This is a genomic window from Mycobacterium asiaticum (genome assembly GCF_001668675.1).
Taxonomy (GTDB): domain Bacteria; phylum Actinomycetota; class Actinomycetes; order Mycobacteriales; family Mycobacteriaceae; genus Mycobacterium; species Mycobacterium asiaticum_D.
Genome location: NZ_LZKQ01000209.1, coordinates 18391 through 30146, shown reverse-complemented (window position 1 = coordinate 30146; position 11756 = coordinate 18391). Strand labels below are relative to the sequence as shown.

Below are 11756 nucleotides of genomic sequence, written 5' to 3'. Positions count from 1 at the left end.
CCACTCGTTCGAACCGCTGGCCCGGGCGCTGGCGTCGGCGTCCGGTGCGGTCGTCGTCGCCGTCGAATACCGGTTGGTGCCCATCACCATGCCGCCGCCGTGGAAATACACCAGCACCGGCTGGCCGGCAGCGTCGGTGGGGCGGTAGATCCGGGCCGGAAGGCGTTCGGAAATAACCACATCGGTGATGTCGGCCATCTCCGGCATATCGTCGGGCGGGGGAGCGGCCTCGATGGCGGCTCGGACCGCCGCGAGACCCCGCTCCCGCATCGGCGGGACGTCACCGAATGAGGCGACCCGCGCGGCGGCGTCCGGGTCGAGCTTCATCTCTGGCGCCGGGCCGGAGGGCTCTGTGTAGCAAGGACTTCCGCTCGCCGCGTCATCGCCTCGATCACCGATTGCTGGGTGACCAGATAGAACCGCCCCGCGGCGGCCTGTTCGAACAGCGTCTCGGCGGCGGCCAGCGGATCCATCGCCGCTGCCTTGATGTCGAGCATTGCGGCCCGCTGCGACTCGGCGGCTCCGGCGTCACCGTCGTCGACCCCGCCCGCCGATTCGAAGATGTTGGAGACGACGGCGCCGGGCAGTACCGCCTGCACGTGGATGTGGTGGCCGTGCCCGGCGGCTTCGATGTCGAGACGCAGACACTCGGTCAGCGCGAGCACGGCATGCTTGCTCATGATGTAGGGCGACTGCAGCGGAATCGCGGTCACCCCGCCCACCGACGACAGGTTCCACACCCACGCCTGCTCGTCGCTGGCCATCATCGCGGGCAGAAACGCGCGGACACCGTGGAATACCCCGCTGATGTTGACGTCAACGACGCGCCGCCAGTTGTCCAGCGGGGTGTCCCACAGATAACCGAATTGTTCGACGCCGGCGTTGTTGACCAACAGCCGTACCGGGCCGACGTCACGGTAGGTTTGGTCGGCCAAGTCTTGGACCGCGCCGGGGTCCCGTACATCGCAGACGACAGCCACGGCGGTGCCCAGTTCGTCACGCAGTGCCGCGATGGCGTCGGCGTCGATATCGGCCAGCACCAAGGTCATGCCCAGCCGGTGTGCGTACCGCGCCAGTCCCGCGCCGATACCGGCGCCGGCACCGGTGATGACGGCCACGCCGCCGGAGAACGTTTCGCGCGCGTTCACGACCCCATGCTGGCATGCCGCACGGAAAGCAGCTCTGAATTGGTGGTGTCGAGGACGACGTCCATCTCGGTGAACTCCAGGCCGTGGGTCCCGCCCCGTCGCACACCGACCTCCGCGACGCCGCTGGACACGGCGAACGGCACGAAGTTGGCGATCTGGTTGACGAAGAGGTAGAACCGGGCGCGGGTGACATCCCCGTCGGATCCGATGCGGTGCACGTTGGTGGCGTGGTGGCGCAACGGGTAGGGGCTCTGCTCGCGGTGCTCGGTCAGCCATTGCAGCACCTCGTCGCGGCCGCGCAGCTCGGGCGACATCAGTTCTTCGAAAGGGCTTGCGCCGCTGTCGCTTCGACTCACATACCGGATATCGTCGGCATAGCGGGCAGCCAACTCCGGATAGTGCGCCTCGTCGTAGTGGTACCAGAAGCCGGCGATGAACTCCTGAAGTTCCGGCAGCGTGATGTCGATGCTCATGGCTGTGAGTCAACCCCGGCGGGGCATCAAACACACCCGAGGCGCCCGGTCAGTGGAACACCGTTTTTACCCGGTGATCAGGTCCCACAGCCCGCCGGCACTCGCGTGCAGCGCCGCGTCGGTGACCTGCTCGTCCCAGTAGCGCATCGAACCGAATTCCGAGCGCCATGCCAGTGCGGCCCGGGTGAACTCGTGCAGCCGGTGCTCGCGGGTGGTGCCGATCGCGCCGTGCACCTGGTGGGCGTTGCGCACCACCACCGCCGTGGCGTGGCCCGCGCACGAACGCGCGGCGGCGACCAGGAAATTCAGGTTGAACGCCGACCAGCCACTGGACACCGCGGTGGCCAGTGCCGCCTCCGTCGCCGCCCGGGCGAGCGCGGCCTCGGACGCGATATCGGAGAGCATGTGTTGCACCGCTTGGAATTTCGCGAGCGGGCGGCCGAACTGGACGCGCGCGGTCACATGCTCGATGCACAGCTGCACGATCCGATCCAGGGCCGCGCAGATTTGGATGGCCCGCGCCAGTCCGGCCTTCAGCCGCAACTCGGTGACCAAAGCCAGGGTCGCCGGCTCGCCGGACAATACCGTCAGGTCGGTCGCAATCGCGTCACGCGGCTCACCGATCAGGTTGGTGCCCGGGGTGATGGACAGCTCCTCGACGGGAACGTCGGCGACCCGGTACCCACCTTCGGGCCGCCACACGACGACCACCCGGTCAGCGCCCGCGGCCCAGGGCACCCCAGCGGCCTCGCCCTGCTTGTCGAGCACGGCCACCGTCCGCACCGCTGTGTCGACGGGCAGACCGGCCGCCTCCAACAGCCAGCAGCCCAGTAAATCGTGCTCCGCCAACGGGATTCGCACACCATGACCGGCCGCGGCGGCCAGCAGCTCGGCCGCCTCATACCAGCCGGCCCCGCTGCCGCCTACCGCTTCGGCGCCGGTCAGCCGCACCAGACCGAGTTCGTCGAGCTGGCTCCACAACTCCTGGTCCCGCTGCACCGTCTCGCCCGGCGGATGCTTCTCCCGGTATTCGCCGAGCACGGCGCCCATCATCTCGACGAGAGCCGCGTCGACGCTCATCGCAGACCCAATCCGCGCGCGATCACGCCGTGCAGCACCTCGTTGGTGCCGCCGCGCAGGGTGAAGCCCGGCCGCTGGTCAACGGCGGCGCGAGCCAATTCCGAGAACACCGCATCGGGCGGGTCCTGCAGGTCGGCGAATTCGGCGATATCACCCTCGGTGGACGTGCCGAGCACCTTGACCACCGCGGCGGGCAGGTCGGCCGCTTCGTGGCGTTGCAACGCACCGGCGACCGCGGTCGACATGCGGTGCAGGCCGGCGATCCGTGCCACCAGCCGGCCCAGATTCGCGTCGCGGGGAATCGCGTTCGCGGCCATTCGGTCGGCACACGCCGCCAGCAGCACGTAGGTGGACAGGAACCGTTCCGGTCCGCTGCGTTCAAAGCTCAGCTCCGAGGTCACCTGCTGCCACCCGTCGCCGATCGTGCCGAACACCATGTCGTCGGGCACGAACGCGCCGTCCAGGATCACCTCGTTGAAGTGATGGGCGCCGTTCATCGAAATGATCGGCCGAATGTCGATGCCCGGGCCGCGCAGATCGACGATGAACTGGCTGAGCCCGGCATGCCGGTGCTGCGGGTCTACCGGCTCCGTGCGGGCCAACGCGATAAACGCCTCCGCGACATGCGCTCCCGAGGTCCACACCTTGGTGCCGGACAGCGACCAGCCGCCGTCGACCCGCTCGGCCCGGGTACGCACGCTGGCCAGGTCAGAACCGGAGTCGGGCTCGCTCATTCCGATGGCGAAGAAACACACGCCGCGCACAATGCGCGGCAGAAAGTGCCGCTTCTGCGTTTCGGTGCCGTACTTGAGCAGCGACGGGACGATCTGGCGATCGGAGATCCAATGCGCGGCAACCGGAGCCCCGGCGGCCAGCAGCTCCTCGGTGACGACGAACCGCTCCTGAAACGAACGCCCGTGCCCGCCGTACTCGACCGGCACCGTCATGCCCAGCCAGCCCCGCGCGGCGAGCGCGGCGGTGAAATTCTGGTCCCACCGGGACAGCCACGCGTCGACGGTCGGCGTGAACGCCCCCGCCGCCAGCTGCTCGGCGATGAACGCACGGACCTCGCCGCGAAGCTGTCCGGCGGCCTCGTCGTCGACTCCCGTCGGCGGCACCAACCTGGGTGGCATCAGCGCGTCCGCCACTTGGCGATGCGTTGTTCGTGCTCGGGGTCGCGGTGCGCCAGCGGCTGCATCGCGGCGGCCATGCCCAACGTCGACTCCAGCGAACCTGTGCGGGACTCCTGCAACAGCCGCTTGGCCATCCGCAGTGCGTGCGGCGGGTTCTTGGCGATGCGTTCGGCCAGCTCGTTGGCCTTCGGCAGCAATTCGTCGTGCGGCACGACGCTGGTGACCAGACCCCACTCGAGCGCGGTGGCCGCGTCGATGCGGTCACCGGTGAACGTCATCTCCGCGGCGCGTTGGTAGCCGATGACCCGCTGCAGGAACCAGGTGCCGCCGTCGCCGGGGATGAGACCGAGTTGCACGAAGCTTTCCGCGAAAGATGCCCGCTCGGAAGCGATTCGGATGTCACACATCAGGGCCAGGTCGCAGCCGGCGCCGATGGCGGCCCCGTTGACCGCCCCGATCAGCGGGACCTCGAGCCGGGCCAGTGCCCGCGGAATGCGCTGGATTCCGTCGACGTAGGCGCGGCGCTGGTCCAACGCGCTCAACGCAAAGATGCCCGCCTGGTCGGCCATCTCCTTGACGTTGCCGCCGGCCGAGAAGATCTTGCCCTCGCCGGTGAGGATCACCGCCCGCACCTCCGTCTCGGCGTTGGCGCCGTCGACCGCCGCCTCGAACTCGGAGATGACGTCCTTGCCGGTGATGGCGTTTCCGACGCCCGGCAGGTTGATCGTCCAGGTGCGGATCGGTCCGTTGGTGCTGATATCCAAAGCGGTGCTCATGCTGGCAACTGTAGGGACTCGGTTTCAGTCGCCCGCCGACGCGCGGGCGAACCGCTCCCGCAGTGCGCGTTTAAGCAGTTTGCCGCTGGGGTTCTTGGGCAGCGAATCGACGAGAAACACCTGCTTGGGCGTCTTGAACCCGGCCAGGTGTTCCCGGCAGTGTGAGATCAGGTCCTGCTCGGTGAGGCGGACGCCGTCGCGTGGCACCACCGCGGCCACGACGGCTTCCACCCACACCGGGTCGGCCAGGCCGAACACCGCGACTTCGTGCACGCCGCCGTGCCGGTACAGCACCTCCTCGACCTCCCGGCTGGCGACGTTCTCGCCGCCGGTCTTGATCATGTCCTTCTTGCGGTCGACCACATGCAGCAGGCCGTGCTCGTCGTAGAAGCCGAGGTCACCGGAATGGAACCAGCCGTTCCGGAACGCTTCCGCGGTTTTCTCGGCGTCGTCGAGATAGCCCAGCATCAGGTGCGGGCTGCGGTGCGCTATTTCCCCGACGACGCCGGCCCCGACGGGGACGTCGTCATCGTCGAGGATCGTGGTCTCCACGTTGAGCACCGGTCGCCCGGCGGCGCCGGCGTGCGCGTCCTGCTCGTCGGGCCTGAGCGCCGAGGCCAACGGCGCCATCTCGGTCTGGCCGTAGAAGTTCCACAACCTCAAGTGCGGCAGCCGTCGGCGCATTTCGCCCAGGATTTCGGTCGGCATTGCCGACGCCCCGTAATAACCCTTCCGCAGGCTGGACAGGTCGACCTCGTCGAACAGCGGCGAGCGGAGCAGGCTGATCCAAACCGTGGGCGGCGCAAAGTAATTGGTGACCCTGTAGCGCTCGATGGTGCGCAGTACGGCCGCTGGTTCGGGGCGCGGCAGGATGATGCTGGTGGCGCCGAGATAGATATCGGGGATCAGGAAGTTGTCCAGCTGGGCGCAGTGGTAGAGCGGCAGCGAATGGATTTCGACGTCGTCCTCGCTTTTGTCGCCGGCCGCGATGGTGCTGATGTAGTTCCAGAGCAGGCTGCGGCTGCTGTGCATGACGCCCTTGGGGCGGGATTCGGTGCCGCTGGTGTACATCAGCCGCAGGACGCGGTCGTCGTCGATGAGCGGCTGCGGTGCCGTGGTCGTGGTATTCAACCAGTCGGTGAAGTCGTCGCTCAGCGTGAATGTCTTCGGGTCCCGGCCGCCCACCCGCAGCGCATCTTGCGCGATTGCCAAGAATTCGTCCTGGACAAAGAACCCGCTGACGTTGCTGTGCCCGAGGATGAAACCGATCTCTTCAGCCGTGAGCATGAAGTTCACCGGGACCAGGACCACCCCGGCGCGCGCGGTCGCGAACACCAGTACCGCGTACTGCCAGCAATTGCGGGCCAGCAGTGCGACGCGGTCGCCGGGCGCAAAACCGTTGTCGTGCAAGGCAGCCGTCGCCCGGTCCACCAGGTGCTCGAATTCGGCGAAGGTCAGGACGGTTTCGCCGTCGATGATCGCCGTCCTGTCCGGGTGCTTGCGAGCCGGGCGGCGAGGGATGTCCCCGAGCGAGTGACTGCGCGCGCGGGCGATCACGTCTTGCATACGTCGAACATAGGCATCATGTCCCGCTCAGAGGAAAGCGCCGTGGCCCTGATGCGCCACAGCTTCGATACTTAGTTGCATGACCACGCCGGATCCCGACGAACTGCGCGCGAACCTGCGGCAGGCGGATCCGGGTGTTCTGGTCGCCGTGTTGGCGCAGCTCACCGGTGATCCGGGGGTCGTCGACAGGTTCGGGTCCAAGATCTCCCACATTCCCGACCCGCCCGAACGGGCCGGAGTTACCGACCCGGCCACTTTTGACACATTGGTTGATGCGGTGGTCGCCGCGCTGGACCGGCGGTCAGGTGATCGGCCCGCCGATGACCCCGACTTGTTCCGCCGGTTATTGCCGCTGGCGCTGGGTTCCCCTGTCGACGACGAGTTCGTGCCCTTGCTGCTCGAGCAGGGCGGTTTCCAGCTTTCCCAACCGACGTTGCCCCGTACGGCGCCGATTCCCGAGGCGACGACGGTGGCCATCATCGGGGCGGGCATCGCCGGCATCATCGCCGCGCTGGCCGCCGCCGACGCTGGTGTCGCCTATCAGATCTTCGACCGCAACGACGAGGTCGGCGGCACCTGGCTGACCACCACCTACCCAGGTATCGGCGTGGACACCCCGTCGGCGTACTACTCGTTGTCACGGGAGATCAACCCCGAATGGACGAGTTACTACCCGCAGGGCGCCGAGTACCAGGCCTACCTGGTGAAGCTGGCCGACAAATACGGGCTGCGGGCACACACCAAGTTCGGCACCGAGGTCGAAGCGCTGTGGTGGGACGGTGACCGCGCGCAGTGGCAAATCCACGCGGTGGACCGTGACGGCAACCGGTCGATCAGCCATGCCCGTGTGGTCATCACCGCGGCCGGCTACCTGAACCGGCCCCGCTGGCCGGATTTGCCGGGCCGGGAAACGTTCGCGGGCATCAGCATTCACTCCGCGCAGTGGGATCCGTCCCTGGATCTGACCGGCCGGCGGGTCGCAGTGATCGGCGCCGGTTGTACCGCGGTGCAGATCGTGGACGCCTGCGTCGACGAGGTCGAGCACCTGACGGTGTTTCAGCGGCAACCGCATTGGGTGGCGCCGCGTAAGCGGTTGACCGACGATGTTCCTTCGCACCGTCGCTATCTCGGCCGGCACCTGCCGTATTACGCGAACTGGAACCGCTTGAAGTCGTTCTGGGGCACCGCAGACAACAATTACCCGGTCATCCTGCGGGACCCGGAATGGGCCCAGACCCATCTGTCGATCTCGCCCGCCAACGACGTGCTGTTGCAGATGTGCCTGGAGTACATCGACCGAACGTTCGGCGCGGGAACGGAATTGGCGAAGAAAGTCACGCCCGATTTCGCGCCATACGGCAAGCGGATCATCCGCGACCCGGGCGGCTATTATGCGGCGCTGACGCGCGACCACGTCGATGTCGAGGCCAGCGAGCCCCGCGAGGTCAACGCGAAAGGCATTGTCACTCAGGAGGGTCGGCAGATCGACCTCGACGTCATCGTGTATGCCACCGGCTACCATCTGGACTTCCTGTCCACCATCGACATCCGCGGCCGTGACGGCCGTCGACTCGTCGACGAGTGGGGGGACAGCCCGGCGGCCTATCGGGGCGGCACCGTGCCGGGATTCCCGAACCTGTTCATCAACTCCGCACCCAACTACAGCCCCGGGCACGGGGCGGGCGCCAACTTCTCGATGGAAGTGATGGCGCATTACATCAGTGAGTGTCTGCAACTGATGGCGCTGCGCGGCGCGACGACGATGGAAGTGACGCGACAGGCCTACGACGAGTATGTGGCCGGGATCGACCAGGCGATGGCGGGCACGGTGTGGTGTCACACCCCGAACGCACATACCTATTACCGCTCGGGGTCGGGCAGGGTGGTGGTGGCCACCCCGTACCGATTGGTCGATCTCTGGCATGAACACCGGGCGCCGATCGAAGAGCATTTCGAGCTACGATGATCGGGTTACTGTCCGGGAGAACGGCTTTGGTGACCGGCAGTAGCCGGGGGATAGGTCGGGCGATCGCGCAGCGGCTTGCCGCCGAGGGGGCGACGGTGGTGGTGACAGCGCGGGCTCTGGAGCCGTCATCGTCCGTGCGGGCCGGAGTGGTTGCGACCTTGCCCGGCACCGTCGGTGAGACGGTAGCGCTGATCGAGGCGGCGGGCGGCCGGGCGATCGGGGTGGCGGCGGATTTGGAGAATCCTTCGGAGCGGGATCATTTGATCGACGAGGTCCTCGACCGCACTGGGCGCATCGACATCCTGGTCAACAACGCGGGATTCGCCGACTACTCGCTGGTGGCGGACATGTCAATGGAGACGTTCGACCGGACCGTCGAGCATTATCTGCGGATCCCGTTCGCGTTGACCAAATTTGCGGTGCCGGTCATGCGTGCGCAGGGCGCCGGCTGGATCGTCAACATCGGATCGGTGACCGGGGTTGCGCCGGTGCGGCCCTATCGGGACTACAACAAGACCGCCGGCGACGTGGTGTACGCGTCGTGCAAGGCCGCGCTGCACCGTTTCACGCAGGGCGTGGCCGCCGAGCTGCTTGACGCGAACATTGCGGTCAACTGCGTCGGGCCATCGACCGCGGTCCGCACTCCCGGTGCGGCGCAACTGATTCCCGAATCGTTCCCGACCGAGCCGGTGGAGTATCTGGCCGAGACGGTACTGGCGATGTGTCATCGGCCGGCCTCCGAACGCACCGGGTTGGTGGCGTTCAGCCTGCACTATCCGTGGTCGCAGGGCTTGCCGGTTCATTCGCTGGACGGACGGTCTGTGTTGCCGGCGCTGGAACCGCCGGAGTCGGCGAACCCGAATATTCGGGCCGCCGGCGTGTGACCTATCAATCCGCAGGCAAGTTATCCCAGTTCGCGGTGTCGGGCAGCACGCAGAAGCTGTGACACACCCGATCACGCACAATGACTTCCGGGCATTCAGGGTCGAACCAGCGATCCACCATCGCCCAGTGGATGGGATGCATCAGGTACTGACCCACCAGACCGTCGACGTCGGTGAATCCCTGCTCGAACACATGCGTCCACGGGTGCCCAACCGGCTCGTCGACACGACTCAATTGCCAGGCGGTGATCGTGTTCACGTAGCGCGCTATCGACCGAAGCTCGGCCTCGAAACGTTCGATGATGTCGGCGGGAGTGCCGGGTGCCACCCGCAGCAACAGGGTGCGGTACACGGTGCCGCTCGTGACGTCGGTACGCACGGGGCTCCCCGAATAGTTCGCACCGGTCATCCCCGTCACCGCGGCGTCGGCGACGGTGGTCGCGAAATCGTTTTCGACGGAACGCCATTCATCTTCTGCGGCGAAGCGCAGATGGAAGATGATGTCGCCACCGTTGCGGGAGCCCGGCATCGTCGCTTGCACAATCGAGTACGGCGAGCGGGCCGCGACGGCACGCAGGTCACGAAGGAGGCGGTCGCGCTCGGACTCGACCACTTCGAGCAACCTGATCACGCTATACATCGCAAAGATCGTCCACGTCGTGCGCGGCCGCGGCGAAGGACCGCGATCGCTCCACCACCAAGTCACTGATGCGCGACCACCATTCACCCAACCCGGGATCCGGGCGCCCCTGCCACGTCATCTCCCACCACGCCTGCACGCTGGGTAGCGTCCAAGTGATTGTGATTGTGTTGACCTCGTCGTCGAACCAGATCGGCGGACTCACCAGGACATCGCGCAGTGTCATGCCGCGCTCCCGCGCGCCCGGGGCATATTCGGCCAGATACGAGTCCACGAACCGGCGCGCGCTGCCCGGCTTGGTCACCACCCGGTCGATAACAAAGACCTGCCCGTCAGACATCGGCCGACCCAAGCGTCGCACTGAGCGCCGCACCGGCTCGTCGCCGTGCTTCCTGAGCTATGTCCAGCATCGGCATGCTCATGAAGCCATGTATACCGCCGTCGAATCTGAGCAGTGTCACCGGTACCTCGGCCGACTTCAGGGCGGACGCGTAGGCCCGCGCCTCGTCGCGCAACGGGTCGTGGCCTGCGACCACCAGGACCGCTGGCGGTAGGTCCCTGAGGTCGGCGTGCAGCGGCGCGGCGTATGGGTGGTCGCGGTCGGCGCGGGACGGCACGTACTGGTCCCAGTACCACTGCATTGCCGGCTGCGGGTTGTAGTACCCGCGGCCGAACAAGCGGTACGACTCGGTGGTGAAATCGGCCGCGATCACGGGGTAGATGAGCAGTTGCGCCGCGATCGCCGGACCACCGCGATCCCGGGCCATCAGCGCCGCCACAGCAGCCAGATTCCCGCCGGCACTGTCGCCGCCGACGGCTACCCGGCTCGGGTCGCCGCCAAAAGTTCCGGCCGCTGCCGCGTCGGTCACCGCATAGACATCCTCGGCCGCTGCGGGCCAGGGATGCTCCGGCGCCAGCCGGTAGTCAACCGAAACCACTACGGCAGGAACGTGATTGGCGAGACTGCGGCACAGGCCATCGTGACTGTCCAGATCGCAGAACACGAATCCGCCCCCGTGCGCGTAGACCAGCACCGGCAAGTGCTCACCCTCGGGCCGATAGACGCGGACCGGGATGTCGCCTCCGGCCCCGGCGACCACCGCGTCGCGGATCTCGCTGACGGGTTCGGGTACGGCAGCCGGCACGAACCGGTCGCGGATCACCGCCCTGGCTTGCGCACCGGTCATGGTGTGCACGGGCGGGAACCCGGCGTCCAGTCCTTCGATCAGCTCGGCGATCTGTGGATCGAGGCTCACGCGTATCGCAGCAGTGGCCTCGGCGACTGGAGCGTCGGCGCGACACGGCCGTCGTCGACGTTGCGCCAGATACTCATCGCGGTCATGCGCACCGGCGCCACCAGGCGTTGGTCGAACATCATGCGATTCATTGGACCGCACACCGACACCGCTGCCACCGCCTCCCCGGGGCCACCGATCGGTGCTGCGACACAACCGAATCCGAGCAGCGATTCCTCTCGGTCGAACGCGTAACCGTGACTGCGGATCTTGGCCAGTTCGCTTGTGAGCTGGGCCGCGGTGGCGATGGAGTATTTGGTCTTACGTGTGGCGAGGTCGACCGGTTCGTGGTTGTCCTGGTAAGCCAGCATCGCCTTGCCGACCGCCGCGCAGTGCGCCGGCTGACGCCCGCCGACCCGGGTGGGGATCGCGGCGATCATGCGGTCGCCGATCTTGTCGAGGTACAGCACGTCAATTCCGTCCAGCACGGCGAGGTGAACAACCAGCCCGGTGGCCCGGTGCAATTCACCCAGCAGCGGTTTCGCCGCGCGCACCAGCCGGTCCTGGTGCACGGCCAGCGACCCCAGCTCGACCAGCCGCATGCCGAGCTCGTAGTCACGACCGCTGCGGCGCAGCCACCGCAGTTGCACCAGCCGCTCCAGCATGCGATGCGCCGATGACCGGGGGAGACCGGTGCGGCGCACGATCTGAGCCAGCGTCAGCCGGCCAGGTCCCTCGAAAGCATCCAGCACCAACGAGATTCGGTCGATCACGGCGCTGGGCGTGGTGGGTTCGGGCGGTGCGGACACGGTCGCTGGCATAGGTCCTCCAAGAATCCCGCCTGCCTGGCTGCAA

The 11756-nt window shown here is 67.1% G+C and carries 12 protein-coding genes and 1 pseudogene; 2 read left to right on the top strand and 11 right to left on the bottom strand.

What is annotated here, in order from left to right:
* The 7 genes and pseudogenes from A9X01_RS17500 to A9X01_RS17470 all read right to left on the bottom strand — a co-directional run.
* A pseudogene (locus A9X01_RS17500) lies at positions 1-327 on the bottom strand (alpha/beta hydrolase); the annotation flags it as partial.
* Complete coding sequence (locus tag A9X01_RS17495; protein WP_065121943.1) at positions 324-1148, bottom strand: SDR family oxidoreductase; 825 nt, start codon at positions 1146-1148, stop codon at positions 324-326. The pseudogene A9X01_RS17500 and the gene A9X01_RS17495, both read right to left, overlap by 4 nt.
* The gene (locus A9X01_RS17490) at positions 1145-1621 is read right to left on the bottom strand and encodes a nuclear transport factor 2 family protein (protein ID WP_065121942.1); all 477 of its coding nucleotides are present in this window, start codon (positions 1619-1621) and stop codon (positions 1145-1147) included. Before A9X01_RS17490 ends, A9X01_RS17495 begins: the two co-directional genes overlap by 4 nt.
* A gap of 66 nt (positions 1622-1687) precedes the next feature.
* Positions 1688-2701: an acyl-CoA dehydrogenase family protein gene (locus A9X01_RS17485; RefSeq protein ID WP_253849162.1), complete on the bottom strand. Its 1014-nt coding sequence runs from the start codon at positions 2699-2701 to the stop codon at positions 1688-1690.
* Complete coding sequence (locus A9X01_RS17480; RefSeq protein ID WP_155772142.1) at positions 2698-3837, bottom strand: acyl-CoA dehydrogenase family protein; 1140 nt, start codon at positions 3835-3837, stop codon at positions 2698-2700. Before A9X01_RS17480 ends, A9X01_RS17485 begins: the two co-directional genes overlap by 4 nt.
* Positions 3834-4610, bottom strand: a complete 777-nt coding sequence (locus A9X01_RS17475; protein ID WP_065121941.1) for a crotonase/enoyl-CoA hydratase family protein — start codon at positions 4608-4610, stop codon at positions 3834-3836. Before A9X01_RS17475 ends, A9X01_RS17480 begins: the two co-directional genes overlap by 4 nt.
* A gap of 24 nt (positions 4611-4634) precedes the next feature.
* Positions 4635-6176 carry an acyl-CoA synthetase gene (locus tag A9X01_RS17470; protein ID WP_065121940.1) on the bottom strand — a complete coding sequence of 514 codons (1542 nt, stop codon included), beginning with the start codon at positions 6174-6176 and terminating at the stop codon, positions 4635-4637.
* A 79-nt stretch (positions 6177-6255) separates the two neighbouring features.
* Between A9X01_RS17470 and A9X01_RS17465 the strand changes: the two genes are divergently transcribed.
* Both A9X01_RS17465 and A9X01_RS17460 read left to right on the top strand, forming a co-directional pair.
* A complete protein-coding gene (locus A9X01_RS17465) occupies positions 6256-8142 on the top strand; it encodes a flavin-containing monooxygenase (protein WP_065121939.1) in 1887 nt (628 codons plus the stop codon).
* Complete coding sequence (locus A9X01_RS17460; RefSeq protein WP_065121938.1) at positions 8139-9026, top strand: SDR family NAD(P)-dependent oxidoreductase; 888 nt, start codon at positions 8139-8141, stop codon at positions 9024-9026. The genes A9X01_RS17465 and A9X01_RS17460 overlap by 4 nt, the downstream gene beginning before the upstream one ends.
* A gap of 4 nt (positions 9027-9030) precedes the next feature.
* Here A9X01_RS17460 and A9X01_RS17455 read toward each other — a convergent pair whose 3' ends face one another.
* Genes A9X01_RS17455 through A9X01_RS17440 form a run of 4 tightly spaced genes read right to left on the bottom strand, consistent with a single transcriptional unit; the run spans position 9031 to position 11722 of the window.
* A complete protein-coding gene (locus A9X01_RS17455) occupies positions 9031-9666 on the bottom strand; it encodes a Dabb family protein (RefSeq protein WP_065121937.1) in 636 nt (211 codons plus the stop codon).
* On the bottom strand, positions 9659-10006 hold the full coding sequence (locus tag A9X01_RS17450; RefSeq protein ID WP_065121936.1) for a hypothetical protein: 348 nt from the start codon (positions 10004-10006) through the stop codon (positions 9659-9661). Before A9X01_RS17450 ends, A9X01_RS17455 begins: the two co-directional genes overlap by 8 nt.
* Positions 9999-10922, bottom strand: a complete 924-nt coding sequence (gene lipP1 / locus A9X01_RS17445) for a LipP1 family hormone-sensitive lipase (RefSeq protein ID WP_065121935.1) — start codon at positions 10920-10922, stop codon at positions 9999-10001. Before lipP1 ends, A9X01_RS17450 begins: the two co-directional genes overlap by 8 nt.
* The gene (locus tag A9X01_RS17440) at positions 10919-11722 is read right to left on the bottom strand and encodes an IclR family transcriptional regulator (protein ID WP_436405281.1); all 804 of its coding nucleotides are present in this window, start codon (positions 11720-11722) and stop codon (positions 10919-10921) included. The genes lipP1 and A9X01_RS17440 overlap by 4 nt, the downstream gene beginning before the upstream one ends.
* Between the last annotated feature and the right edge of the window lie 34 nt (positions 11723-11756).